Source organism: Bacillus sp. FJAT-28004, from assembly GCF_001280845.1.
GTDB lineage: Bacteria > Bacillota > Bacilli > Paenibacillales > Paenibacillaceae > Pristimantibacillus.
This window is the reverse complement of record NZ_LGHP01000001.1, coordinates 4951159-4976894: the sequence shown is the minus strand read 5'-3', so window position 1 is coordinate 4976894 and position 25736 is coordinate 4951159. Positions and strand designations below refer to the sequence as shown.

General features: G+C 44.2%; 26 protein-coding genes. 1 reads left to right on the top strand and 25 read right to left on the bottom strand.

Translation table 11 applies throughout. From position 1 onward, the window contains the following. Window positions 1-50: 50 nt before the first annotated feature. The 8 genes from AC787_RS21605 to AC787_RS21570 all read right to left on the bottom strand — a co-directional run bounded on the left by AC787_RS21605 (window position 51) and on the right by AC787_RS21570 (window position 6009). Entirely contained in the window at window positions 51-644 is a 594-nt protein-coding gene (locus AC787_RS21605) for a TetR/AcrR family transcriptional regulator (RefSeq protein ID WP_054026676.1), read from the bottom strand. A gap of 75 nt (window positions 645-719) precedes the next feature. Next, a complete protein-coding gene (locus AC787_RS21600) occupies window positions 720-1883 on the bottom strand; it encodes a YhgE/Pip domain-containing protein (RefSeq protein ID WP_054026675.1) in 1164 nt (387 codons plus the stop codon). Window positions 1884-2102: 219 nt separating this feature from the next. Beyond that, a complete protein-coding gene (tatC, locus tag AC787_RS21595; RefSeq protein ID WP_414730957.1) occupies window positions 2103-2924 on the bottom strand; it encodes a twin-arginine translocase subunit TatC in 822 nt (273 codons plus the stop codon). Window positions 2925-2984: 60 nt separating this feature from the next. Further along, window positions 2985-3218, bottom strand: a complete 234-nt coding sequence (locus tag AC787_RS21590; RefSeq protein WP_054026674.1) for a twin-arginine translocase TatA/TatE family subunit — start codon at window positions 3216-3218, stop codon at window positions 2985-2987. A gap of 54 nt (window positions 3219-3272) precedes the next feature. Continuing rightward, on the bottom strand, window positions 3273-4328 hold the full coding sequence (locus AC787_RS21585; RefSeq protein ID WP_054026673.1) for a molybdopterin-binding protein: 1056 nt from the start codon (window positions 4326-4328) through the stop codon (window positions 3273-3275). After that, the gene (locus AC787_RS21580) at window positions 4325-4819 is read right to left on the bottom strand and encodes a molybdenum cofactor biosynthesis protein B (protein ID WP_054026672.1); all 495 of its coding nucleotides are present in this window, start codon (window positions 4817-4819) and stop codon (window positions 4325-4327) included. Before AC787_RS21580 ends, AC787_RS21585 begins: the two co-directional genes overlap by 4 nt. Window positions 4820-4846: 27 nt before the next feature. After that, on the bottom strand, window positions 4847-5326 hold the full coding sequence (moaC, locus tag AC787_RS21575) for a cyclic pyranopterin monophosphate synthase MoaC (protein ID WP_054026671.1): 480 nt from the start codon (window positions 5324-5326) through the stop codon (window positions 4847-4849). Window positions 5327-5409: 83 nt separating this feature from the next. Further along, complete coding sequence (locus AC787_RS21570; protein WP_054026670.1) at window positions 5410-6009, bottom strand: 5-formyltetrahydrofolate cyclo-ligase; 600 nt, start codon at window positions 6007-6009, stop codon at window positions 5410-5412. A 154-nt stretch (window positions 6010-6163) separates the two neighbouring features. Here AC787_RS21570 and AC787_RS21565 point away from each other — a divergent pair, with 154 nt between their 5' ends. Then, window positions 6164-8098 (top strand): ABC-F family ATP-binding cassette domain-containing protein, encoded by a 1935-nt coding sequence (locus tag AC787_RS21565; protein ID WP_054026669.1) that lies wholly within the window; start codon window positions 6164-6166, stop codon window positions 8096-8098. A gap of 274 nt (window positions 8099-8372) precedes the next feature. Here the strand turns inward: AC787_RS21565 and AC787_RS21560 are convergent, their stop codons facing one another. The 17 genes from AC787_RS21560 to AC787_RS21490 all read right to left on the bottom strand — a co-directional run bounded on the left by AC787_RS21560 (window position 8373) and on the right by AC787_RS21490 (window position 25704). After that, on the bottom strand, window positions 8373-9023 hold the full coding sequence (locus AC787_RS21560; protein ID WP_054026668.1) for a response regulator transcription factor: 651 nt from the start codon (window positions 9021-9023) through the stop codon (window positions 8373-8375). Next, window positions 9001-11397, bottom strand: coding sequence for an ATP-binding protein (locus AC787_RS21555; RefSeq protein WP_054026667.1), 2397 nt, complete (start codon window positions 11395-11397; stop codon window positions 9001-9003). The genes AC787_RS21560 and AC787_RS21555 overlap by 23 nt, the downstream gene beginning before the upstream one ends. Window positions 11398-11430: 33 nt before the next feature. Further along, the gene (locus tag AC787_RS34145; protein WP_161807554.1) at window positions 11431-11601 is read right to left on the bottom strand and encodes a competence pheromone ComX; all 171 of its coding nucleotides are present in this window, start codon (window positions 11599-11601) and stop codon (window positions 11431-11433) included. Between the two features lie 130 nt (window positions 11602-11731). Beyond that, window positions 11732-12661, bottom strand: coding sequence for a polyprenyl synthetase family protein (locus AC787_RS21550; RefSeq protein ID WP_054026666.1), 930 nt, complete (start codon window positions 12659-12661; stop codon window positions 11732-11734). A gap of 48 nt (window positions 12662-12709) precedes the next feature. After that, complete coding sequence (locus AC787_RS21545; RefSeq protein WP_054026665.1) at window positions 12710-12937, bottom strand: hypothetical protein; 228 nt, start codon at window positions 12935-12937, stop codon at window positions 12710-12712. 67 nt (window positions 12938-13004) lie between these two features. After that, window positions 13005-13748 (bottom strand): ABC transporter ATP-binding protein, encoded by a 744-nt coding sequence (locus AC787_RS21540; protein ID WP_054026664.1) that lies wholly within the window; start codon window positions 13746-13748, stop codon window positions 13005-13007. Window positions 13749-14283: 535 nt separating this feature from the next. Beyond that, on the bottom strand, window positions 14284-15096 hold the full coding sequence (locus AC787_RS21535) for a class I SAM-dependent methyltransferase (protein WP_054026663.1): 813 nt from the start codon (window positions 15094-15096) through the stop codon (window positions 14284-14286). 103 nt (window positions 15097-15199) lie between these two features. Beyond that, the gene (locus tag AC787_RS21530; RefSeq protein WP_054027190.1) at window positions 15200-16753 is read right to left on the bottom strand and encodes a 2-isopropylmalate synthase; all 1554 of its coding nucleotides are present in this window, start codon (window positions 16751-16753) and stop codon (window positions 15200-15202) included. Window positions 16754-17021: 268 nt separating this feature from the next. After that, the gene (locus AC787_RS34140; RefSeq protein WP_161807553.1) at window positions 17022-17195 is read right to left on the bottom strand and encodes a hypothetical protein; all 174 of its coding nucleotides are present in this window, start codon (window positions 17193-17195) and stop codon (window positions 17022-17024) included. A gap of 535 nt (window positions 17196-17730) precedes the next feature. Then, on the bottom strand, window positions 17731-18774 hold the full coding sequence (tsaD, locus tag AC787_RS21525; protein WP_152970727.1) for a tRNA (adenosine(37)-N6)-threonylcarbamoyltransferase complex transferase subunit TsaD: 1044 nt from the start codon (window positions 18772-18774) through the stop codon (window positions 17731-17733). Window positions 18775-18812: 38 nt separating this feature from the next. Then, on the bottom strand, window positions 18813-19301 hold the full coding sequence (rimI, locus tag AC787_RS21520) for a ribosomal protein S18-alanine N-acetyltransferase (protein WP_054026661.1): 489 nt from the start codon (window positions 19299-19301) through the stop codon (window positions 18813-18815). Next, window positions 19298-20116, bottom strand: a complete 819-nt coding sequence (gene tsaB / locus AC787_RS21515) for a tRNA (adenosine(37)-N6)-threonylcarbamoyltransferase complex dimerization subunit type 1 TsaB (RefSeq protein WP_054026660.1) — start codon at window positions 20114-20116, stop codon at window positions 19298-19300. The genes rimI and tsaB overlap by 4 nt, the downstream gene beginning before the upstream one ends. Continuing rightward, window positions 20113-20601 carry a tRNA (adenosine(37)-N6)-threonylcarbamoyltransferase complex ATPase subunit type 1 TsaE gene (gene tsaE, locus AC787_RS21510; protein ID WP_054026659.1) on the bottom strand — a complete coding sequence of 163 codons (489 nt, stop codon included), beginning with the start codon at window positions 20599-20601 and terminating at the stop codon, window positions 20113-20115. Before tsaE ends, tsaB begins: the two co-directional genes overlap by 4 nt. A 13-nt stretch (window positions 20602-20614) precedes the next feature. Then, the gene (gene thiL / locus AC787_RS21505) at window positions 20615-21718 is read right to left on the bottom strand and encodes a thiamine-phosphate kinase (protein ID WP_063847556.1); all 1104 of its coding nucleotides are present in this window, start codon (window positions 21716-21718) and stop codon (window positions 20615-20617) included. Between the two features lie 74 nt (window positions 21719-21792). Next, window positions 21793-22662 carry a YitT family protein gene (locus AC787_RS21500; protein WP_054026657.1) on the bottom strand — a complete coding sequence of 290 codons (870 nt, stop codon included), beginning with the start codon at window positions 22660-22662 and terminating at the stop codon, window positions 21793-21795. Between the two features lie 161 nt (window positions 22663-22823). Then, the gene (locus tag AC787_RS21495; RefSeq protein WP_054026656.1) at window positions 22824-23906 is read right to left on the bottom strand and encodes an HD-GYP domain-containing protein; all 1083 of its coding nucleotides are present in this window, start codon (window positions 23904-23906) and stop codon (window positions 22824-22826) included. A 121-nt stretch (window positions 23907-24027) separates the two neighbouring features. Continuing rightward, window positions 24028-25704, bottom strand: a complete 1677-nt coding sequence (locus AC787_RS21490; protein WP_235561091.1) for a diguanylate cyclase — start codon at window positions 25702-25704, stop codon at window positions 24028-24030. Window positions 25705-25736: the final 32 nt, after the last annotated feature.

The window sequence follows — 25736 nt, the reverse complement described above, 5'->3', positions numbered from 1 at the left end:
CAAAAAAATACCGCAAGCGATTTCTCGCGTACGGTATTGCTTCATTTCATCTATTCTTCTCTGTAGTGCAATCCACCCAAGATGAACGAGGTTAAATCCTCGATTATAACTTCCTGAGTTGGACATTCTTCTTCATGCAAGATAGTCCAATATTCGGTATTCCGATGAAAGAGCAGTACACCGATAATAGAGAACAACGCGTTATCTAATGAGTTAAATTGAAATAGGCCTTGCTCCTTGCCCTCTTTGAGCCAGTTACGGAGCATACCCCACATGGGCATGACGTGCTTGCGTATCTGCTTAATACGATCCGTGTTCATGATAACTTCTTGCTGAATAATGTTGATGAGTTGATAGTCGCTGTAGCGAAAATTCGTTACCTCACGAGCGATGAATTTAACACCCTCTACCGGATTTAGCAGCGTTGGATCGATCTCGGCAATTTGATTATGCGGAAAATAGTGATCAAATAAAGCGCAGAACATATTTTCTTTCCCGCCAAAATGATACGAGACGAGCGCAACGTTTGCTCCAGCCTCCTCGCATATTTGCCTTACGGTCGTTTTATCGAAGCCATTCTCCGCAAACAGCTTTTTGGCAGCTGACAATATTCTAATTTTAATATCCGCATCTCCTGTTGTCATGACAGGCCTCCATAAAAACAATATCTTTTATTTTGAACCACTTCAAGACAAACAGCAAGACCACATCTGTATTTATCATTTTTGACTGGCAATAACTGCCGAAGGCTGCAATTGGTGAGCTGCTTGGCGCTTCAACGCTACGGCTACTGCGCTAACCGCAAAGGCAACGACTGCAATAATGCTCAGAAACAAGGAGTCAGCGGTAGCAGCCGGACCGCCGAATAAAATGTTCATCGTGCCCTCAACTGCATACGTAGCTGGAAGAATTTCGCCTAGCTTGACGTAAAAGTCCGATAATAATTCACGCGGCACGATCGCGCCAGAGGTAACAAGCTGTGCTGACAATAAGATAATGTTGAACAGCATGCCGCTTAAACCAAACAAGTATATAAACATCTGCGCCACGAATATAAATGTTAATACGAACATTAGCTGGAACAGCCAAATATGAAGGAATCCTTGGGCCATTTGACCGCCAAATGCTGCGAGCAAGGAAGAACCAACTAACGAAACAACTACACCAGCGGCTACATTAATGATGCTTCTTGCTCCGAATTTATGCCATCTGCTTACTGTTGCACCTAGTGAAAGTGAAGATTGCTCAAAGTTCATCCCCATGATCATCGCGCCGACATAAGAAGCAAGCACCAGCATCATCGGAACCATTTGATTGTTCATTCCTTGAATGACGTTTGTTGACTGAATTTCAGATGTAACACGCTCTGACAATCCTTGTGCTGCTGCTCCAGCCTGCTCAGCTGGCAGCTGCATATTGCCTAACACCGTTTGAATCCCGCCACTCACCGCTTGTTTATTTACTTCTGCTGTTATTTGCGCTGCTGCACCGCTCATAATACTCTTTATAAGCGCTGGATTCGATTCGTTAATTACATATTGAATGGAGGCTGTACCATCGGCTGCTGAAGTCTTCTGAGAGAAATCCGCCGGGATCCATACAACCATCTGCAGCTCACGCTCATTTAACTGTTGCTTAGCCTCATCAATGCTGTTTATTTGACTCATGTCAAAAGGTAAGTTTTGAACAAGATTGCCTGCAATCTTCTGTCCCATCTGTTCATCTTCATTAACGATAGCAATATGCAAATTTTCGACCCGATCCGTAACACCGTTATAACCCGTCATCCAAATGACCGAAAAAATGACTTGGAACATAATTGCAGTAAAAATACCAACGATAGTCGTTGGCCGTTTCATAAAAGCAATCAATGCATTTTTCAATATGATCCACTCCCGTTTTCTCTATTTAAACAATTGTTTTAAACAACTGTTTAAATCTTATGCGGAAATGATATTTTTGTCAACCAAGCAAAAACGCCTTCGGCGTCCTCTGGATGCTGAAGCAGCTTTGACGGAGAAATATAAGCCCTTTATAAGCTAACAAACTTATAAATTCTTATATTAAAAAAAAAGAAGAAGAGGACTTCCCCCTTCTTCTTTCTAAGCCTCAGTCATTGACTCACCGTATTCAGCTTCCCATTTTGCATCTGCAGCAAGCTGCTTCTTGTACACCGAACCCGATAAAAACACACTAATCTCATATAGAACCAGTAATGGGATTGCCACTAATATGTCCGATATGAAATCTGGCGGCGTAATCATAACTCCGATAAGCACCATGATGAAATAGGCAAGTCGGCGCATTTTGCGCAGCCGCTTCGGATTCACTAAACGGATGGCTGTCAAAAACATGATGACAAGCGGCAGCTCGAATAGCAGCGATATCGGAATGAGTAAATTAAACATAAACGTAAAGTACTGCGCGATACCGTATGTTTCCTCGAGATTTAAATGCTGTGAAACAGTTCTCGTGAAATTAAAAGCGAGTGGAAAGACTACAAAATAAGAAAACGCCAATCCAATTAAAAACATGATTAGTGCAAATGGAACATATTTAAGAGTGGAACGCTGCTCGTTCTTGCGTAAAGCCGGCTTTACGAATGCCCATAGCTGATAAGCAATGACAGGCAATGAAATAATTAAAGCGATGACAAACGCGAATTTCATGTACATGCCGATTCCATCCCAAAGGGAAAACGTATGTAATGAAATTGTATTAGCAGGCTTCTGGCTCATCAGAAAGTTATAGGTAGGCTGTGCTAATATAATTCCCACGACCAAGCCTAATGTTAAAATAATAAGCACGTAGAAGATACGCTTGCGCAGCTCTCCAAGATGCTCCAGAAGCGGCATGAGCCCTTCTTCGCGAAGAAGCGCTTTACGTGATTTGTGCTCCGATTTGCTGTTTCCTTCCGAACCCACCTGCACTACCTCCTTCGCCCAGCAGTTTCAACCTTTTTTTCAAGAAAAAAGCGGGCCCGATTAATCCGGAAGCCGCTTATTGTCTTTATCACTATTTTCCGAGCGATTCACTTCAACGCGGCTCGATTCTTTGTCCTTGCGATCATCATCTTCCATCATTTCTCTAGCACCGGATTTAAACTCACGCAGTGTCCGTCCGAATGCACGTCCGAGTTCTGGAAGCTTGTTTGGTCCAAATAGAAGCAAAGCAACCAGCACGAGCAGTATAACGCCTGTTGCACCAATTCCTGACATTTGCCAACCTCCTCGTTATTTTATTTATCAACTTACTTATTAAGCAACTAATTCTTAGCAGTTGTTTAAACCGCCATATCCCATGCTGACAATATCTTCACGAACAATCGTATCTCCCGCTAGAATACGTGGCAGAAGCACGTCGAAAGATGTATATGGATCATGCATCACGCAACCTGGCAGCCCCATTATCGGCACTCCATTTAAATAACCGATAAGCAGCATTGAGCCAGGCAGCATCGGAGTTCCATAACTTACAATATCCGCTCCCGTTGCCTTGATAGCTCCTGGAGTGCGGTCGTCGGGATCTACCGACATTCCGCCAGTCACTAGTATCATATCATACCGTTGATCAAGCAAATAGTGTATTTCCTTGACAATTGTTTGTCGATCATCTGGTGCAAATCGCTGCTCTGCAACTTCTGATCCAAGCTCCTCCAGCTTGCTTCTTACTGCCGGACCAAATTTATCCTCGATTCTTCCGTTAAATACTTCGCCGCCAGTCGTCAACAATCCGACGCGAAATTTATGGAAAGGGCGAACGCGCACCGGCGAAACTCCGCCATTCGCTTCACGGTATTCGGCTGCAAGCCTCTCTACCGTCTCCACCTTCGCTTTTGGTACAACAAGCGGGATTGCTCTTGTTGCAGCTAGCGCTTGCCCCGGCTTAACGACTGTTTTTGCCTTAATTGTAGCTAATGCAATCTCACCTAGCTCATTAATGGCATCAACTAATCCCTTATCAATCTCCGCGAGGCCCAGCTTGTTCGCTTTAATACTCACTTTGCCCTCATGCGGCTCTGAAAGAATGAGTTCATCACCGTATAACGCTTTAGCCATTCGAATGGCCGCATCATCCTCATGAAGCTCGTTTTCACCAAGCTCCATAATATAGATATGCTCCTTGCCAATATCGAGAAGATTAGGAATGTCCGCCTCTACTACGACATGACCTTTTTTGAACAATCGGCCCTTGAACTGACCTGGAATAATTCGCGTTAAATCATGAGCCAGTCGCAGCCCGATCGCATCATATACGGAAACTTCTCTAAGTGTAGTCGACCCATGCTGCTCCGTTCCGTTCTCTGCATGATGCTGGTGCTGACTCATACGCTATGTTCCCCCAGTTCTCCGGATAAAATGCCCAGTGCATGCGGCAATTGATCCATAATTGCCATTAAGCTCTCATGTACGCCTTTTGGACTTCCAGGTAAGTTAACGATTAGAGAACTGCCTCTTATTCCGCATACGCCTCTTGAGAGCATTGCTCTTCTTGTCTTCTGGAGTGCCCCCATGCGCATCGCTTCCGCAATACCCGGAACAGCACGGTCAATAACCTTGAGCGTCGCCTCAGGCGTAACATCACGCTCTGCAAGACCCGTTCCGCCCGTTGTAAGCACGAGGTCGGCATGGAAATACTCCGTCATCTCAATGATGGCTGCCATAATTTCATCCTGCTCATCTGGAACAATCCGATAGTCGATAATTTCTCCGCCTAGCTCTTCCTCCACCAATTCACGGATAACCTGGGCACTCGTATCTTCACGTTCTCCTCGCGAGCCTTTATCGCTTGCTGTTAAAATTGCTACTTTCCACCGCATTTACCATTCCTCCCATCCCTATTTCGCTCATGGGTTTGACGAAATTCGATAATCGCCGCTTTTTCCGCCCGTTTTTGAAACCAACTGCGTAGGACCGATAACCATATCCTTTTGCAGCGCTTTGCACATGTCGTAGACCGTTAGAGCTGCGGCCGACACGGCTGTCAGTGCTTCCATTTCCACGCCGGTTTTCCCAGTCGTCTTTACAGTACCTTCTATGTAAAGCTCATCCGTTCCGTTATCGCTAAATACCACATTGATGCCTGTGAGCGGTAGCGGATGGCACATTGGAATCCAATCTGACGTTTTTTTGGCAGCCATGACTGCAGCAACCTGAGCTACTGCGAGCACATCGCCCTTCCCGATCTTGCCTGCTTTAATTTGTTCCAATGTGTCCGGGTTCATTGTTATCCTGGTTTGAGCGACTGCCGTGCGTGAAGTGACTTCCTTATCAGAGATGTCTACCATCCGCGCCCGACCCTGCTCGTTAAAATGTGTCAACTCCATCTTTATCGCTCCTTCTAGCGCATACGAAAGCTCCGTCTTCTGACGTTAAAAGCTCGTTTTGCTATCATTCGACTAAATCGTCGCTAAAACAAATACATGTTTCTTTCAGTAATCATGCCATCCATTTTCAAATCATGCACCTCTAGAGGTACTTCTGCCATAAGCTGCGCTTCGAACGATATTCCAAGCCAATAGGGCTTAGAAGCACCGATATGAGCCGATTCAGCAAATCGATCATAATAACCGCCTCCATAACCAAGGCGGCCTCCTTGAAGGTCAAAAGCTAAACCTGGCACAAACACAACACCCAGTTCGCAATTGTCCTTGATGGGCTGTGCTGCATCCGGATCCGGCTCCATGATCCCATAAGCACCAGGCCTAAGATCATCCCAGCTTCGCAGAGTATACAGCTCCATCGACCGATCTGCTGCGATGCATCTTGGCGCAATGACTTCTCGCCCTGTTTGCCAGCCCCATTCAATAAGACTCGACAAATCAAGCTCACTCCGAAAAGACACGTATACCATAAACGCTTTCGCAGAATGGCTATCAATAAAAGTCATCGCTTTTGCACAAGCTGCTTCTGACCATAATCGCCGCTGTTCAACTGACAAATTATTTCGTTTTATAGTCATCTGATTTCGTATATAAGCCTTATCACCCAGTTGATTTGGTTCAACCAAAAGCATTCACCTATTCTAGTTCCCATCATATTCTTTCATTAATTGTAGTTTAACATTGTTATGCAACTTTCGCCAATGCTAGAGCTCGTTTATGGTACACTAATAAGTAGTATGAGCATTCGTTCTTTACCATTTATTTGTTGGAGGTTTCAAAATGCTGCTGCAGGTTTCTAACGTAACGAAAAGCTACGGCGTAAATGTCGTATTATCCAATATTTCTATGCAGGTGCTGGAACGAGAGCGTATCGGTCTCGTAGGTGTGAACGGCGCCGGCAAGTCAACACTGCTCAAAATCATTGCAGGCGAAATGTCCGCGGATTCGGGCGCAATTCATAAAGCCAAAGAAACTAAAATCGGTTATCTCGCTCAGAACAGCGGATTGCAATCCAATCGAACAATTGGAGAAGAAATGCTTGCCGTTTTTTCGCATCTGATTGAAGCCGAGCAAGAGCTTCGCGATCTCGAGGTCAAAATTGCTGATCCCGCACTGCATGAGGATGAGAAACGTTATTCAGCTACGCTTGACCGTTACGCCAAACGTTCAGATTGGTACCGTGAGCAAGGTGGTTTCGAGGTTAACACGCGCATTAACAGTGTTCTTCATGGTATGGGCTTCGGAACATTTCCAGCTGATACGTTAATATCAACATTAAGTGGCGGCCAGAAAACACGGCTCGCATTAGCTCGTATATTGCTACAAGCACCAGATCTACTTATGCTTGATGAGCCTACCAACTATCTCGATATTGAGACTTTAACGTGGCTAGAGTCATATTTGCGTGGATACTCGGGAGCAATCCTAGTCGTATCCCATGACCGTTATTTCTTAGATGCTCTTGCCCAAACGATTATTGAAATCGAACGACATACCTCCAAGCGATATACTGGCAATTACAGTCGCTATATGGAGCTGAAAGCTGCCGAATACGAAATCAATATGCGTCAATTCGAGAAGCAGCAGGACGAAATTTCGCGTATGGAACAATTTGTTCAACGCAATATCGTTCGTGCATCAACAACCAAACGAGCGCAAAGCAGACGTAAAGCTTTGGACAAAATGGATCGGCTGGACAAGCCTCAAGGAGATTTGAAAAAGGCTCATTTCACTTTTGAAATCGAGCGTTCGACAGGTAAAGACGTACTTGCGGTAAACGATGTTTCGGTTGTTTTCCCAGGTAAGGATTCGCCAATTTTTCAAAATGTATCATTCCAGCTCACACGTGGTGAAACAGTTGCATTGATTGGTCCGAATGGGATTGGAAAATCAACGCTGCTCAAGGTTATTGTCGGTCAAAACGAACCAACAACAGGTAAAATTAAATTCGGGACTCATGTCAATGTCGGCTACTATGACCAAGAACAAACGAGGCTGAATGGCCAAAACACAGTTCTTGAAGAAGTCTGGGGCAGCTACTCCCATATGGAGGAGGCACGTATTCGTACGGTCCTCGGCAACTTCCTATTCAGTGGCGAAGATGTTTTGAAGCGGATATCATCCCTCAGCGGCGGAGAAAAGGCTCGTGTATCATTAGCCAAGCTTATGCTTGCAGAGGCCAATGTCCTTATTCTGGATGAGCCTACCAACCATCTTGATCTGTTCAGCAAAGAAGTTCTTGAAGCTGCTTTGCTTGATTATGAAGGAACCTTGCTCTTCATTTCACATGACCGTTACTTCTTAAACAAGATGGCTGAGCGAATTGTCGAACTAAAGCCGACAGGTACTGATCATTTCCTAGGAAATTATGACGAAATGATAGAGAAAAAAAGTGAAATCGAAGAAGCTCGGCTCGAAGCACTGTTAAAACAGGCTTCAAACTCAAAAACGTCAGCCGTATCCGACATTTCACCTGCAAACTCCTATGAGGCGGACAAGCAAGCAAAACGAGAAGAACGTTCAAGGCAGCGTAAAGTTGAGCAATTAGAATTGGAAATCGCTTCTTTTGAGCAGCAAATTACCGAATTGGAATTGCAGCTCACTGATCCTGCGATTTTCAATGATTACATTCGTATTCAAGAAATTCAAGCTGCCATTGAAGTTGTCAAAGCCTCTTTATCCACCGCATATGAGGAGTGGGAACAATACATGTAAGTTGTGGTCCCCACATCCAAGCCTTGGAAGGATAAAATAGACCTGGTTGGCCGGCATTTGGAGTGACAGGTCTAACGGATGCTTTAATGGTTGAGCGATTGGACAACTATATGATTAGCTTGCTCGAAAAAATGGATAACCAAAAACACTAGAATGATAATGATTAAATTCGTAGATCAAATAAAACCGGCAGCTAAAGGTTAATCCTTAAGCTGCCGGTTTTTATTCATTTCTATCATGCTTAACGACATAAATAATATTAGGTTTATTCAACTTAATATTGTTCTAAGCTTATTAAGCCTAAACGCTGTGCTTCTTTAATTGCTTCCGAGCGTGACCGCACGTTAAGCTTATCGAAAATACGCGACAGCTGATATTCTACATTCCTCTGGCTAACATGAAGCATAGCTGCCAATTCCTTGTTACTTATTCCAGTAGCTACTTCATGTAATATCGTCTGTTCTTTTTCGTTAATGGATACGTCCTCAACAGCTACTTCTGTCCGTCCGATCGTTACTTCATGCCGTCTGAGCTGCTTTAACAGGGTGATTGGGATGACTGTGTCACCTCTCATAGCGCATCGAATCGCATTATGCAGCTGTTCCCTTGATACTGTCTTTGATATAAAACCAGATACGCCTGATTCAATCAGTAAGTTAAAATGTGAGCCAATCTCATACCCGGAGTAGATAATAACCTTTCGCTCCGGATCCTGTTGAATAAGACGTTTCGTTAGTTCCAATCCACTAATGCCAGGCATATTTAAGTCACATAATATGAGATCAAAATGCTGGACTTGCACAATATCGAGCGCTTCAATGGCGGACAACACAACCGATACCGACATCTCGCTATCTTGCTCAATCATTGTTTTGGTCCCTTCTCCGACAGAAGGATGATCATCAACTAATAAGATACGAATCACGCGATATACCCCTCTCCGATCTACCGGCTGTCATGATCTCTGGCAACAAGATGACAACCTCTAAGCCGTTACCGCTTTCCGAATAAAATGATATGTCACCTTCAAGACCTGTCACCCGCTCTTTAATGCCAGACAAGCCCATATGTTCAAAAGAAACAATCATTTGATTAACATCCATACCGACACCATCATCTTGATATCGGAAATATATCGTTCCTTTGCGCAGCTCAAGCTCAAGAATGACTAACTTAGCTTGTGAATGTTTGTCCGCATTACGCAGCAATTCCTGTACGATCCGATAAATTGCCGTAATTTGTTCCTCGTTAAGCGGACGGTTAAATGATTTTGCACGAAAATCCACAGCAAAGTTAACACGCATTTGAGTATGCTCAATAATCGACTCAACAGCCTCAACTACGCCCATCTCTTTCAAAAGTGGTGGACGCAATTCGTTGCAAGTTTCGCGTATTTGATGGATTACATCGAGTAATCCTTCTTTAATATCCTCCAGCTCACGTCCTAGACTATCGGAAATCGGATAATCCATCATAATTGCTTCAAGCTTTCGGTACCAAAGCAGCTGGTCCTGAAGCGCGGAGTCATGCAAATCTGCAGCAAGCTTCCTTCTCTCATTCTCAGACAAGCAGAATAGAAGGCGCAGCACCCACGGTGAAGTTGAGTGTTCTTTGCGAACCTCGGACTCCAAATCCTCAATCAAACCTTCGATTAAATATAAGTTCTCAAATACGATACTGGAATAGTTGGACATCGTCTTAAGCCAACGAAGCTCGTCCGAGTTAAACCGAGTATGATTCGTTTTCATGCCGATCCACAGAATATGATACCTAGACCGTTGTCTGCCGATTACTAGTCCTAAGCCATAAGGAAGCTCGATCAGCTCGCCAACTTGTAAGGAATTTACAGTTCCCAGCAAAAATTCAGCGGTGATGAGTTCTTCTGGATGATCTCCCATCGGATAAACGGTATTTTCTGTTTGCTCGACAAGTAAAAACGTAATCCGACTCACTGGCAGCAGATTACTAATCTCTTGTTTAAGCACAGCTTCCAAATCGCTTTGCTTCATCACTCTAGCAATTTTTCGCGAGAAACGATCCAGACTATCCTGAAAACTGTACATCGCTTTAAAGAGCTTAGGTCTGAACCTTTGATCAATCTGTTCCTTCCCATATAAAAACAACGTCATTCCGATGTAAATGACAAAAAATACGCCAAACCACGCGGACCATGACGGATTGTTCTCGCCTAATAATACAAATGCTACAAGTGCCGCTACAATTACAGCTGGAATAAAGGCTAACGCCGTATAATATTTAAATCTAGTTAGAATAAAGTCAATATCAAATAATTGATTTGAGGTAGACAGATAGAAATAAACGATCGGCAATAAGAATAGGAAAAGCGCAGTAAAAGCGGCTGGAAAAACTTGTTCCTTGCCAATAATTTGAGGCAGCAAATTCATTAATGCAAACGGAGTAAATGCAACTAGATGCGAGATCAATGTAATTGTGAACAGCGAATGCAGCTTTGTACGCCGATGCTTTATAAACTTGCGAACAAGCATATAAACGCATACGAAATTACCTATCAGCACAGAACTGCTATAGGCTATTTGAATATAGGTATAAATATTGTTTGATGCTAAATCTGTCCAAATATAAATTAAGCTTACGATCCCTACAAAACCTACAATCCCATATAACGTGTTCAATATTGATTTACTAATAAAATGAACATCAAATCGCTTTAAATAGATATTCATAAAACTCATAAACAGCAATGGTATATTAGGTAGAACCAAATAAATAATAGTAAGCCCTACAGAATCGCTTCGACTTGATGCTGCTGAACTATAGTAGCTTAAGCCAATCGAAATAAAAAACAAAATAAGGATGATTACTGCCTTATCATTCCTTCGTTTTGCATACAAAAATCCTGAAAAAGCACAAAAAATAATGAGTGAAACACCAGGGATATACAACTGAATCAGCAGCTCCCATAACGAATGGTCGCCTGTCCACCCCTTGGGAAACTCAATCTTCTGTGTAACTTTATCCTTATGTAAAACAAGAACGTAATCTGCGGATTCAATTGAATTATATTTCTTAACATACTCAAAATCCTGTACTGAATTTCCGTTTACTTCTAAAATCTGATCGCCGATTTCAATTCCTTTTACATCCGCTTGTCCCGCTGGTTCTATAGACTTAACAAAATAACGATGACCGGGTTCCTCCACCAACACAGCACCGATTGAAGGAATTCTTACGATCACAGAAGTTAAGTATAAAACAGAAGCTAGCAAAACAAGTAGGAAGAGGATTGCAACAATTCGGTTAAATAAGTTAGGTCTCATGCATTCCTCTTCCTTCCCAACAAAATCAGTATGCTAATTCCACATGTATGCGTAGCCGCTATTTTTTTCGTTTTTGTTCTTTAGTTCGCCAAGAAGAGCGCGTTGTTCCGCTACTGAAACACCTGCTACTTGCAGTTGACCACCCATAGCCATAGACATTTTTTCAGTATTGCTTACCAACTGACGAATTGCTTCTTTTAACATTTTAACTCCTCCGCTTCTCTACTATTATTTTGTATTCATATCTTCTTCTCTACTATAACAGGAAAAGAAACGACAGGAAACGCAAAAGTGATTCGTATTTACCGAAGTCAGTTTTGCGTGATTTGTTATATTATGCATTTTCAGGGTTTATTATATGCAAAAATTCAGCTTTCCAAGGACTTATTTCCTGTAGAGAGTCTACTAATTCCTCAAATTGATTATAGTGCATTCGACTCATAACAGACCCATATAATATAGTTCCTGTTCTTTCACAGGTTTCAAGAAAAAGCTCCCGATTCATGGCGACTTCATCGGAAGTTAACCGACCTTCAAAATACTCTTTAATCCAACGATCCTCTTCCGCTTCTCCTTCTACTAAATAAAGGGTAAGCAAGGTGCTTTTTCGTTGAAGGAAGTCACTTTTTTCATCCCAACGGAGCAAATCACGTAGATCATTTTGAATTTGGGCTGAAACACCTATTTCAAGCGCATACTGTGCAACGATATCATTCCAAGGGCGACCAGCTAATATAACGCCTGTCATGCAGGCTAGTTGAAGCAATGTAGCAGACTTTTGTTTTACGACATCCAAATAAGATTGCTCGTCATTCATTTCATTCATAATATCGAGCATTTGACCACTTGCTGCCTTCAGAAGCTGCGCATTCATCATTTCCATGAGTGCCATTCGAATCTCGTTATTCGAAGTGCTGCTTAGCATTGCTTGCTGCGACAAGGTTAGTAGAGAAGATGCAACATGAATGGCTATAGGCATAGGAACTTTCATCCAAGATTTGCTCGGAGCATCTTGGTCCTGCAAATCATCTAATATATCCGACGCCAAAATAAATAGCTCGACTGCCGCAGCAGCTTTGACAGGATCTTCCCCCTGACCGCCAAACATACGGTAATGAATAACCGTCAGTTGACCAAATCGAATAGACTCCTCAAGCTTGTCCGCAATAAACTGCTCTGCATAACGCGCAAGAGGCTCAGCTGTAAATAACCGCTGAACCAGCAAACGCATGTGTTGACCAATGAGTGGAATACAATCGTTCACAATCGATCCTCCGCCAAATCAAGATCATTATATTATACTACGAAATCATTATATAAACATACGCTGAAATACAGTTACAAATCGTCCTATCCAATGTAGTCTCCTTATGCCGTTGCAGTCGCTTCTGCGCTTATGTTTTTTTTTCGATTGTTCTTCCTGCTTCTGACTTTCCCCCTCATTCATTTGATTGATTAAGTTTGTAATCATCTCCATTCTAGATTCTAATAGTTTTCTGCGCTCGACTGACGGACTTTCGATGCGATCTCGATGATCCATTTACTAAAAAGCCCTCCTTGAGGATTACATATGCACGTAACAGACTCTGCCTATTTTTTGTTTTTACTTATATGCTGACACTCCCATTCATCTCAACTGCATGATGCATATAAACAGCTTCCATTGTCATGCCGCCTCCAGGCAGCTGCGCAATAAGCTTCGACGGATTATCGCATGTAATGAATTCACCCCTGCGCATGACACATACGCGGTTACAATTGCGCTGAATTTCCTCCATGTCATGAGAAGCAACGATAATCGTTTTTCCTTGCTCCTTAAGAAGCTGCAGCAGTGACCAATAATCTCTTTTGGCTTGCGGATCCAGCCCCGTTGTTGGTTCATCCAAAAATATAATTTTCGGATCGTTCACCAAAGCTATTGCTAGTGCCGTACGTTGTCTCCAACCGCCTGATAAACGTTTGACTAATTTATCCGAATATGGACTAAGCCCGAATTGTTCTATGATGTGATCCAAATTATTTTTCCGTTTATAAAAACCTTGAAAAAGCTCCATTGCTTCTCGAACATTCATTTTATCTACTATGGTCGTACTTTGCAGATGAATTCCGATATCTTCCTTCAATTTTTCTGCGTCCAGCACTACATCATGTCCATAGATGCGTATACTGCCTCGGTCCGGCATACGAATCCCCATCAGCATTTCTAGCAGCGTCGTTTTTCCCGCGCCGAGCGTACCGATAATACCGAATATTTCACCTTCATTTACTTTGAAGGAAACCTGATCTACTGCCTTATTCGCACCATAGTACTTGCTGACCGAGCTTACCTGAATGATCATCTGCTTATCCATTCCTGGGTTAACCTCCATTCACACTTAAGCATTGCGATTGCTAAACGCATTAAGGTGAGATTTATGTTTTGGTATGCGCCATATGTTTCACGATAACGCATGCCGTTAACTTTTTCACCGAAAACATGTCTAGTAATTCACGCAAATTTTTTGCGTGACCGCAATGTTAGCGCAAAACAAAAGGAAGCTTACTAATCGTTCCAAAAGAGGATGAAATCAACCATCCACAGTTATCAACAGAGTTATCAACAGTTCTGTATAAATTGTTAGTTAATTCTGTCGATAGTACCTACGAATTATAATAGCAATTTAGCGGAATTCGTCGTTTTATAGGTACAAATTCTTACCTTACATTATTTTATCCACGTTATACACATTATCCACATTACTAAAGCACGAAAAATATCCCCTTTCCGTTCACAATAATGATCTTTCGTAAATCCAGTGTTTTCGGGCATTTCACCCAGTTATACACAAAATAAGGCCTAGTTGTGGATAACTTTGTGCACAACACTAATTTTGTAAATTTATTATATTATTTTCTAACACCGATATAGAGCAAATGCGAAGCTGAACCTAATAAATGAACATTTTCTGCAGAATCATAAATCAGCTGCATAAACTTTGAGAACTCTTGATCACCCTGATCTCTCCAATAATCGAATTGCTCCGTTGTAAGTGCTCCTAAGGCGCTGGAGGAACCAATCAAATTGACCGTTTCAAATCCTTGCGCTTCCATAAAAGGTTTTATATCATCGATTTCAAAGTAATAAGCTCCTGTGAATCTACCTTCATCTGAATGATTAAATACGCCGGAATCCATAAAGTGCTGAATCTCTTCCATAGAATCGAGAGGTTTCCAGCTTTGGGGATAAGCCAGAGCAGTAAGCAAATGTCTAATGCGCGTCATAAAGGCGACAAACACATAACCGCCACTGCGCGTTACACGATAAAGCTCCTTGACTGCCTGCTCACGATCCGCTTCCTGCTGCAAATGATAAAGCGGTCCCATCATAAGAGAAGCATCAAATGCCTCGTCTGAGAACGAATTCAAGCTTCTAGCATCCGTATTGTGGAAACCTTTAAAACGTTCTGACAGTTCAAGCTCCTCAGCCTTCTCCTTGGCAATTTGCACCAGCCTAGGCGTCAAATCAGTTAAAGTTACGTCATAGCCGCTTCTTGCTAGCTCCATCGAATATTTGCCAGGCCCGGCGCCATTATCCAAAATATGCCCGCTAGCAGGTAAGGAATTTCGTATAAAATGCCAGTTAACGATAAACTCAAGGGGCGCTCTATCGAGGCGCCCCCATTCATCAAACTGATTATAATATTGAATAATTTTACTCATCACATTTCCCCCCCCTAAGATTTATGCCAACATCAGAGCTTATTCCCATAATAGAAAGAACTCACTCTACTATGGGAAAAGCAAACTCTGTGCCTGATGATAACTAGTTTGCAGCTTTAGACGGGATAGCTTCTACTATCCTGCTGCCTGTCGTCATAACGGCTTGATTGCAAGCTGCAACATAAGCCTGAGCAGCTGCAAGTACAATGTCACTATGAACGGACGTGCCGCGGAATCGTTTCTCTTGATGTATAATGCTGACGACTGCTTCTCCGTGAGCATCCTCGCCGGTTGACAACGAATGAAGTTCAAGATCCTCGAACTCAGCCGCTACGGGAATCGCTTGTTGAATCGCATGGATCACTGCCTCAATTGGGCCGCCTCCCATTGCGATATAGGACTGTTCTCTCCCAAACTCATTCTCACGGATTGTGACCGTTGCTGTGCGTGAACGCTGCGTACCAGCGTGTACATGTAGATCAACCAGCACGTACGGATCTGGCTGTGTTTGTGTCAGCTCACCTGCAATGCGAATCAGTTCATCATCTGTAACGATTTTTTGTGCATCAGCAACTTCCTTGAATTTATCGTACACATCCTGCAGCTGCACTTCCGTCATATCGATACCATATTCAGAAAGACGATGTTTAATCGCATGGCGACCGGAATGCTTGCCTAGTATAATCATGTTCCGTGAAATGCCCATTGCTTCCGGATCCATAATTTCATACGTGTTGCGGTTTTTCAGCAAGCCATCTTGATGAATGCCTGATTCATGCTGGAATGCATTACGTCCAACGATTGGCTTATTGTAAGCAATCGGGAAGTGCATAGCGCGGCTAACCAAACGTGATGTTTCATAAATTTCGCTAATTTGAATGTTTGTTTCTGCTTGAATGGCATCCTTACGCGTTTCAATCGCCATAACAAGCTCTTCTAGGGAGCAGTTGCCCGCTCGCTCGCCGATACCGTTAACTGTTACTTCAATTTGCGTCGCACCTGCGTTAATTGCTGAAATACTGTTGGCTACAGCAAGACCCAGGTCATTATGACAGTGAGCGCTGTATCTTACCGTTTCTCCGCCTCTAGCTTGCTTGCGCACAGCGCGGAACAGTTCACTCATTTCCTCAGGCATGGCATACCCAAGCGTATCAGGCAGGTTAATGATAGTCGCACCTTCCGCAATAACTGCTTCTACGAGTTGAATGACAAAGTCTCTGCCTGATCGTGTGGAATCCATTGCAGAAAACTCGATTTCATCTACGAATTGCTTGCCGTATGCAACCATATCTCTCGCAATCTTAATGACTTCATCCCGAGATTTGCGCAGTTGATGATTAAGATGAATATCTGAAGACGATATAAACAAGTGAAGGCGTCTGCGAGCTGCATCCTGCGTCGCTTTCACCGCTGCGTCAATATCAACCTTTACAGCTCTAGCAAAACCAGCAATCTCCACATGCTGCAGTTCACGTGAAATTTGCTGTACAGCCGCGAATTCGCCTGGGCTGGATACCGGGAAACCAGGCTCGATAACATCAATTCCAAGCTTGCCTAGTTGGCGTGCAATAATAATTTTGCGTTCAGGATCAATCGAAGCACCTGGAGATTGCTCACCATCACGAAGAGTTGTATCAAAAATTTGGATTTTTTTCATTTCGGTTGTCATTGTTATTTCCTCCTAAAGGTTCGTTTGGGATGTTGTTTTTTCATTTTTTTGTACAAAAAAAAGCTCGTCGTCTCCTTGTAAGAGACGACGAGCTTACGCTGCCGTGGTACCACTCTAATTGACCGGATCTTGCTGCAGAAGCTTAGTCAATACTGCCTTTCACAAGGCAACCTTGAATAATAGCTTGCTGCGGGGATCCATGCCCGCTTAAATGCCCGATGACGGCGGCTAACCGTAACGATGTAGACAATAGTTGTCAAATGACAACTCGCTTCCCTCGTTCCGCTCCCAGGCGAGATTCAAACCTCAGCTTCGACTGCGTCACACCACCCCGCAGCTCTCTGTACGATTTCAATTCATTCACCAGTTTTATGATGAACATATCTTGAAAATCGTTTTGCCAGCCTAATGTTCTACTGCTCCTGTTCATTGCGTTTTCATTCTATATGGTTTATTGCTAATCTTTAAATGGCTAAAACATTAACTTCAAGACAACAAGAAAAACCTGTCATCTCTTGAATCAAGAGACGACAGGTTATTATGACCCGCGCGGTACCACCCTTGTTGACACCCATACGTTCGCAAACGAGCAGGGACGTCCAACTTAAGCATATGGCCAACTCCGGATGTTGACTCACATGCACCCGATTACGGTGGTTAACCGTAACAATGTACCTGCATGGCTATCAGCACTAAACTTATGCTGCCATCGTTTCCACTGTTCCGCTCCCAGGCGAGTTTCAAGCATCCTTCGACTGCGTTGCACCATCCCGCAGTTCTCTTGTGTCATAACGCCGTATGAATGAAGCTCATTCATAGCGACTGTTCCGACATTCCCGGACAAGCTTTACTATTCCTGTTCTTTGCGTTTGTAACGTATGAAGTTGAAGTTTGAAGTATTGTTGCTTATTATATGCTCTAATAAATTGTCTGTCAATTCCAATTTAAAATATTTTTACTACCTGCTATTCCTCTATCGAATGCGGTATATTGCTCACTGACCAGCTCTCAAGCGATAATCCAGGGTCTGCTTTCATGTCAAGCTCTGTGAATTGCGATCGTTTTAGCTTTAAATAAGCCGCCGCACCAATCATTGCAGCATTATCTGTACAAAGTGAATTCGGCGGAATAAGCAGCGGTACACGTTCTGACTCACACCTTGCGGTTAAAGCTGCTCTCAAACCCCGATTCGCAGCTACTCCGCCGCAAAGCAGCAGCTGTTTCGCTCCATATTGACGAACTGCACGCAGTGCTTTTGTGACCAGCACCTCGGTAACTGACTCTTGAAATCCGCGAGCAAGAGCCGCCTCATTCAGCACCAAACCTTTCATTCTCGTTTGGTTAATGACCGCTAGTACTGCCGATTTCAAGCCGCTGAAACTAAAATCATAGCTATCAGGTTCCAGCCAAGCACGCGGCAACGTAATGGATTCCTCTGCTTCGATTGCAAGCTTGTCGATATGCGGCCCGCCCGGGTATGGCAAATGCAGCGCACGCGCTACCTTGTCATATGCTTCACCGACGGCGTCATCTCTAGTACGGCCAACGACTTGGAAATCACCTTCACTTTTTAGCAGCACCAATTCTGTATGGCCTCCCGAAACGACAAGCGCCATACATGGATATATAATGTCATGAACAAGCTCGTTTGCATAAATATGTCCCGCGATATGATGTGTACCGATCAATGGAATATCCAGCGCCATGGACAAGCTTTTGGCCGCCACTATGCCTACGAGCAAAGCACCCACCAGACCGGGACCTTGCGTAACAGCTATTGCCGACATATCCTGCAGCGTAAGTCCTGATTCCTTAACAGCCTGCTCAATAATCAAAGTGATCGACTCTACGTGTTTACGCGAAGCAATCTCAGGCACTACACCGCCAAAACGCTCATGTATTTCAATTTGGCTGGATACGACATTAGATAAAATTTGTTTTCCTCCGCGAATAACGGATGCTGACGTCTCGTCGCAGCTTGTTTCAATCGCCAAAATAATATCATTCATTGGCTGTTCGTTAACTGCCTGTTTCGTTTGATTCACATTCATTGCTCCCTTACCTTCAACCGCTCTTTGTCTAGCTCAGCCCACATAATAAGCGCGTCTTCATTGTTGTCCGAGTAGTACCGGGGGCGTATGCCGGCGGGCTCAAAACCGTATTTTCGGTAAAGCCGCTGTGCAATTTCATTGGAAGGACGAACCTCAAGTGTCATCTTTACCGCGCCAAAAAAGACCGCAGTCCGCTGCAGCTCATTAAGCAAGCAGTTGCCTAATCCTTGACCACGATAATCTGAGCGTACCGCTATATTCGTTACATGCGCTTCGTCCATAATAACCCACATGCCGCCATAGCCTATAATTTGTTCCTCATATTCCATAATCATATAACGAGCAAATAAGTTGTTCATTAGCTCATTCGTGAATGCCTCCATAGTCCATGGACTCGAAAAGGCTTCCTGTTCGATCGCTACGATAGCAGGTATGTCAGCCATCGTCATAGCGCGAAAAATGAGTTTATTCACTTCTAATTTCATGCCTTCGCTTCACCTGCCTGCTTTGCCTTCCATACAACCTCAGCCTCGGTGAGTTGGGTGTAGTTAGGAATAAGAGTATGCGGGTCTTCTGTCAGGCCTGACTCTAATTTTTTGAGGCCAAGCTCCGCTATCCATTTGCCCTCTTGGACAAAGGTTTGAAGCTGAACCGTTACTCCTGCTGCCTCGCCGATCTGCTTTAAGCGCATCGCGCTCTCTTCGTGAAGCGACAGGTCACCAACGAGTGAGATGCTCCGAATGCTGCCAGCTGGCAGGTTCGCTAATCGCTGCTCAAGCTGATCTACAAAGTCTTTCATAAGCCGCACGCCATCATCCAGCCAGCGACTCCATTCGATCGTATCCGACATCGAGAAAGCGGATGTGTATACCTGACCGCGCCTTGCATCCATAATCGGCAGCACCCAATGCTCGCCATCATCCGTTTTCGCAAGCTCCGCTCTTTCGCTCACATGCTGATGCCAAGCGCCATAAGCTATCGCCTCAAGACTAGATACGCTGACGAGCGGTTTGTTCCATACCCATGCCAACGTCTTAGCTACGGAAATCGCGATACGCATTCCTGTATATGAACCTGGTCCATTCCCAACGGCAATCGCCTCGATGTCAGTATTAGCAAGGCCGCTTTTGCGCAGCATCTCTTTAATATGCGTCACAACGTGAACCGAATGGTTTCTTTCCGCTAACGTTTGAATTTCCGCAAGCACCTCATGACCGCTAACGATAGCAGCTGCCATCGACGCCGTAGACGTATCTAAAGCCAATATCGGTCCCGTTTGATTCCTCTGCTCATTACTCATCTGTCTGCTCCTATCTTGCTTACAGCTTCACACCAGCCCACGTAAATTTCACCATAGCCAGTCAATTGAATACGCCGTGCTTCATCGCCAAGATGCTCAATATACAGCTCCAACCGCTCGGCTGGCAGCAGCTCTTTTATCAAGCTTGCCCATTCCACAATAGTTACGCCATCACCATAAAAATAATCATCCAAACCAAGCTCATCCGCTTCCTCCAGCGACAGCCTGTATACATCCATATGATAAAAGGGAAGCTGATTCCCTTCGTATTCTTTTATAATTGTAAATGTCGGACTATTCACGATGCCCTTCACGCCGATAGCACCAGCAAAAGCTTGCGAAAACCTAGTTTTGCCAGCACCAAGATCACCATCTAATGCAAGCAGCGTACCCGGTTTTACCCAAGCTGCAATCTGCTCAGCTAACGCTACTGTGTCCAGTTCCGTTTGTGCCAGCCAAGTGGCATGGCTTATCTGTTGTTGCATACTATTCACCCGTTCATGACGAAAAATGATTATATCCGCGTTTCTTAAGCAAAACTCTCTTCTCCAAATGAGACGGCAATTCTTTCTGCTCAACAGCTTGATCATGTCGAATTAACTCAACAGCGGGCTCACCCATTTCGGTTTCCCCAATAATAAAAAAAGGGATACCTTCTTGATGAAAAGCTGCTCGCATCGATTCCGCATGTTCAGATGCGATCGTGCCCAGCAAGACGTAATCTTCGCCTCCGTACAACATCCATTCCAGCGGGTCTATTCCTACACTTGAAGCGTAAGCCGCCATGCTGCCGCTCTTTGGCAAAAGCTTCTCCTGAAGCACTAAGCGCAGCCCTGATGCTTCTGCAATTTCCCATGCCTCGCTCGCAAGGCCGTCGCTTACATCATTAAGCGAGCGACAGCTGCCATGCTCAAGCAGCAGCCTTCCTGCTCGCACCGAAGGATTTGGCCGCTGATGCGCCTGCGCGAGCAAACCTTCCCTACCCGCGCTGAAATCCGCGGGATACAAAACCGCGCGCTCCTCCTCTGCAAGGAGCGCATGCAATCCCGCCGCCGACTTGCCTACGGCGCCGGTCACAAACACAGCATCGCCCGGCTTAGCGCCCGAGCGATACAGCTCACGCCCCGCTTCAACGGTTCCAACCACCGTTACCGCGACAACCAAATGCTCCGGCGCCGATGTCGTATCGCCTCCTACAATGGCAACCCCGTAGCGCTCGGCGCACTCGTACAGCCCATCATAAAGCCTCCGCATTCGCTCCGGCGTATACGATGGCGGCACGCTGACCGAGACGAGCGCATGCAAAGGCACGCCTCCCATCGCGGCGATATCGCTAATGTTGGCGGCAAGCGCCTTATAGCCGACATCCTCGTCCCGCATCGTCGACTGCTTGAAGTGCACCGTCTCCACCATCGTGTCAACGGCTAGCAGCATCCGCTTTGGTGCAGCTATGCCATCCACAGCAGAAGCCGGATCAACTACGGCGGTATCATCGCCTATCCCCATCACAACGCCGCGCTCGCTCTGCCAAGCACTTCCTTGTCTGCCTGCTGTCCAATGATGAATACTCGCAAACTCATCCAAAATGCTGATCTCCTTCATCCCAAAGCAATAGTTGGCGGTTCACTGCAAGCCAAGGCGGCCTCACATTTCTTAGAAACTGACTACTATCATCATTAGTGAATATCCCGTTTCTTAAACCGTCCGCCCTTCACATCGTGAATATTGCCGACTGCGAGAAACGCGACAGGGTCGAGCTCATGAACAATCGACTTCATCTTCGCCTCTTCAAGCCGCGTAATGACGCAAAATATAACGCGTTTGCTGCCGCCTGTAAAGCCGCCCTCACCATGTAAGTAAGTAACGCCGCGTCCAAGACGGCTCATAATAGCAGCGCCAATCTCCTTCGCTTCATCACTAATGATCCACACCGCTTTTGATTCATCGAAACCCTCGATCGTAATATCGATCAATTTATAAGCAATATAATATGCGATAAGCGAAAACATTGCCCGATCCCAGCCAAACACGAAACCCGCGCTGCCCAGAATGAATAAGTTGAAAAACATGACGGTCTCGCCAACCGATAACGGAACACGCTTATTAAACACTATAGCAACAATTTCTGTACCGTCCAGCGATCCGCCGAAGCGGATGACCATACCCACTCCAATACCCAATATGACACCACCAAAAATAGCAGCGAGAAAAGGCTCTACCGTAAGCGGAGGCACTGGATGAAGCAAAAACGTTCCTAGCGACATTACCGATACGCCGTACAGCGTAGATATTGCGAAAGTTTTGCCAATTTGCTTGTAACCAAGAAACAAAAATGGAAGATTTAAAATAAAAAGAAAAAGACCAAGCGGCACTTTCGTTAAATAGGAGGCCATGATCGATATGCCGACAATTCCACCATCAATAATGTGATTTGGTACTAGAAAGATTTCCAGTCCAACTGAGACCAGCGCAGCACCGAGTGTAATAAACAGCACTCTTCGCAGCACTTCGAGCTTGGACAGTTTGTGGTGCTGTAATGATCCCATAAATGTACGCACATCCCCCTATTAGCTCTATTTCTCATTATTTTACCTTAAACACTGCCAGATATAAAGCAACTCTGTCATTATTACAAAAAAAGAAACCTTCCACTTTAGCAGCAAATTGTCGCCAAGGGAAGGTTTCTCCTATTTTCAATGAGAAGACATTACAGCTCTTTTACGATTGTAATATAAAGCTCGTTCTTCAGCTCGATCTCATAAGGAGATGACGGCATCGAGCCATCTGCCTCCATAATAATTCGCACACGGGGACGATGAACAGCTAACTCCGTATTTTCTGATACGACGCCAACTTGACCGGTACTGAGCAAAAGCGAAGTAGAAATTGGATAAATCGATATATGTCGACAAAAAAGCTTGATGAGCTCTAGATCAAAGAAGGTGCCGCCGGCAGCAAATAAAAACTCAATCGCTTCACTTGCCGTATACCGCTTGCGGTACGGTCTTGGCGATGTTAATGCATCAAAAGTGTCCGCTAATCCTACGATTTGAGCGTACATATGAATCTCACTTTCCTTAAGCCTACGCGGGTAACCCGATCCGTTAAAGCGTTCATGATGCTGTAGCGCGCAATGCGCAGAAACGATAGATATGTCATGATATTTGCGCAGTATTTCGAAACCGTCCTTGGCATGGCTTTTGATGACTTCACGTTCCGCTAGCGATAAACCGCCAGTATGAGCCAACAGCTTCGGTGGCACCTTCGTCATGCCGATATCGAAGAGCAGCGCGCCAATGCCAAGCTCTTCAAGCTGATTTCGATTAAAGCCCTTTGCAATGCCCATAATGCCTGCAAGCACCGCTACATTAAAGGAATGTTGAAATAAATAGCCGTCCATTGCATGAATACTCGTTAAATTAACGAGCATATTAGGCCTTGAGGATAGATCCTGCATAATTTGTCCGAATACCGCGCGAAAATTGCGACCCATATCCGGTGCGATCGTTCGCCCTTTTGTTACTGTCTGGTCTTTGAAGGAGTTCATCGTCTTATAAATAGTATCGACAGCTTGCTTACGCGTTTCATCACGGATCGTATCCTCAGGGATCAGATCCGCCGTCAACCCATCCTCTATAAATATAAAATCGATGCCCAAGTTGCGCAATCGATCGATGTAACGATCATTTAATTCAACCCCTTCTCCTAGAAGCACGTTGCCGTTTTCTTGAAAAATGGGTTTGGCCACCTTGTCTCCCGGCTTGACCATTCCAATCTGCAATTTTCTCATTAGATTAGTTCCCGCCTTTGATAGTTTAGCGATTGTTACCGGATCAAATCTATTTTATCAGAACTATCACCGACTGACTATGCAGGCCACAAGAAAAAGCCTAAACATATTGTTCAGGCTGTTAGGCTAATTTTCGTTTGACAATCCGATTGCGCCCATTATATTTAGCTTCATATAACGCGGCATCTGCTTGTGCAAGTAGCTCCCTTAAAAAAGCTTTTGGGTCAACCAAATCAGAAGGCTCAACATGCTCAATAGAGATCACGCCCATGCTTATCGTTACCGATACAGGCTCCTCAGAAGCTCCCATATTTATTTTATTCTGCTCTACCGATTCCATAAGGATCTCCGCTATCTTGTCAGCTTGATCCCGGTTGGTATGAGGCAAATATACCGTAAACTCTTCTCCGCCATAACGCGCCAATATATCCGTAAATCGCAAAACTCCCCGTACCGCATCGACTGTGCTGCAAAGCACCTCATCTCCAACTAAATGGCCGTATTTATCATTAATTAATTTAAAATGATCGAGGTCGAATAAAAAAATAGAGAAGGGTATGCCATAACGTATATTAGCAATAACTTCTTGCTCCAATTGATGCAGCAAGTATCGACGATTATAGCAGCCGGTCAAACCGTCAGTAATCGCCATATGCTCAAGCTTCTTATTCGCTTGAAACAGCTCGTCCTGCATAATAAGCAGGTCGCGATTTCGATCCTGAAGCAGCTCATTCTGAATATTCGTTTCTTCGACTAGCAGACGAAGCTCCGTCACATCTTGGAAGGTTAGTACTCTGCCTACCAATGTCTTCTTATTATTCAATATAGGCGCAGACTGTACGATAATACGTCTATGCTTGTCATGCTGGATTGCAATTTCCATCTCTAGCCTATCCATAGGACGCTTATTCTGTTCTTCAAAAAAAGCGATAATATCTCTAGTAACCTCACCTTTAAATTGCGGCCCTAGGTGAGCGGAATTAAACTTGTCACCAATCCGCAGCCTGAGAATCGGCTTTATTACTTTATTCACATCAATGATGATATCGTTCTCATCGAGTACAATAATACCCATCGACATCGTGTTCATGACATCTCGTTGTACGGTTTGGATAATATCGAGTACTTTGTTTCGCCTTATCGCATGTACCAAATAAACGGCAGCAAAAGCCATTCCTACTGAAATAAGCGGAATATATTGATTCATTTTTTCAATTAATATTACATTTACAAATAAATCTGTAATCGCAAACGAAACGAGCACAAACATACCGTTTATCGCGGTTTTGATCAATGTGCGCTGCCGAACCGAATTTTCACCGCGCAGCTTATAAAACATAATAATAAAAGAAACGGTCACATACACAATCAACTGCGTAATCATAATCCAATACAGCGGTCCTTGCTGCAACTGCTTAAGTGGACTTAGCTGATCGTTAATTCGTAGAAACATTCCGTTTGGGTTAATGATGACCACAGCCACGGATATAAGCGCTGGCATCGCCAAAATGAACAACCGGCTCTTTCGTATGACATACGACTGGCCGGTGAGATATACGATAAATACGAACCATCCAATTCCAAGCAGAGAAAGACCTATATACGATATTGAAACATAGAATAGTTTAAAGATCGCAGAAGTTGTCGTCATAGACGCAAATTGAAAAAGAGTCCAACACATAAATACGACATGCAAAGTCAGATACATACGATGCAGAATCGTAACGTTGCTAGAGGCAAACACGTAGAAAAACAAGCCGAGCAGTACTAGAAACATACTAAAGTCTAGCCAGATCATCCATTCCAATACGGTTCACCCATTCATTTGAT

Bases quoted from the DNA above. Each gene is read 5' to 3' on its own strand.
- AC787_RS21605 (WP_054026676.1), bottom strand. From the start codon at position 644: ATGACAACAGGAGATGCGGATATTAAAATTAGAATATTGTCAGCTGCC.
- AC787_RS21590 (WP_054026674.1), bottom strand. From the start codon at position 3,218: ATGTCAGGAATTGGTGCAACAGGCGTTATACTGCTCGTGCTGGTTGCT.
- AC787_RS21585 (WP_054026673.1), bottom strand. From the start codon at position 4,328: ATGAGTCAGCACCAGCATCATGCAGAGAACGGAACGGAGCAGCATGGG.
- AC787_RS21580 (WP_054026672.1), bottom strand. From the start codon at position 4,819: ATGCGGTGGAAAGTAGCAATTTTAACAGCAAGCGATAAAGGCTCGCGA.
- moaC (WP_054026671.1), bottom strand. From the start codon at position 5,326: ATGGAGTTGACACATTTTAACGAGCAGGGTCGGGCGCGGATGGTAGAC.
- AC787_RS21565 (WP_054026669.1), top strand. From the start codon at position 6,164: ATGCTGCTGCAGGTTTCTAACGTAACGAAAAGCTACGGCGTAAATGTC.
- AC787_RS21555 (WP_054026667.1), bottom strand. From the start codon at position 11,397: ATGAGACCTAACTTATTTAACCGAATTGTTGCAATCCTCTTCCTACTT.
- AC787_RS34145 (WP_161807554.1), bottom strand. From the start codon at position 11,601: ATGTTAAAAGAAGCAATTCGTCAGTTGGTAAGCAATACTGAAAAAATG.
- AC787_RS21545 (WP_054026665.1), bottom strand. From the start codon at position 12,937: ATGGATCATCGAGATCGCATCGAAAGTCCGTCAGTCGAGCGCAGAAAA.
- AC787_RS21540 (WP_054026664.1), bottom strand. From the start codon at position 13,748: ATGGATAAGCAGATGATCATTCAGGTAAGCTCGGTCAGCAAGTACTAT.
- AC787_RS21535 (WP_054026663.1), bottom strand. From the start codon at position 15,096: ATGAGTAAAATTATTCAATATTATAATCAGTTTGATGAATGGGGGCGC.
- AC787_RS21530 (WP_054027190.1), bottom strand. From the start codon at position 16,753: ATGAAAAAAATCCAAATTTTTGATACAACTCTTCGTGATGGTGAGCAA.
- AC787_RS34140 (WP_161807553.1), bottom strand. From the start codon at position 17,195: ATGAACAGGAGCAGTAGAACATTAGGCTGGCAAAACGATTTTCAAGAT.
- tsaD (WP_152970727.1), bottom strand. From the start codon at position 18,774: ATGAATGATATTATTTTGGCGATTGAAACAAGCTGCGACGAGACGTCA.
- rimI (WP_054026661.1), bottom strand. From the start codon at position 19,301: ATGAAATTAGAAGTGAATAAACTCATTTTTCGCGCTATGACGATGGCT.
- tsaB (WP_054026660.1), bottom strand. From the start codon at position 20,116: ATGAGTAATGAGCAGAGGAATCAAACGGGACCGATATTGGCTTTAGAT.
- tsaE (WP_054026659.1), bottom strand. From the start codon at position 20,601: ATGCAACAACAGATAAGCCATGCCACTTGGCTGGCACAAACGGAACTG.
- thiL (WP_063847556.1), bottom strand. From the start codon at position 21,718: ATGAAGGAGATCAGCATTTTGGATGAGTTTGCGAGTATTCATCATTGG.
- AC787_RS21500 (WP_054026657.1), bottom strand. From the start codon at position 22,662: ATGGGATCATTACAGCACCACAAACTGTCCAAGCTCGAAGTGCTGCGA.
- AC787_RS21495 (WP_054026656.1), bottom strand. From the start codon at position 23,906: ATGAGAAAATTGCAGATTGGAATGGTCAAGCCGGGAGACAAGGTGGCC.
- AC787_RS21490 (WP_235561091.1), bottom strand. From the start codon at position 25,704: ATGATCTGGCTAGACTTTAGTATGTTTCTAGTACTGCTCGGCTTGTTT.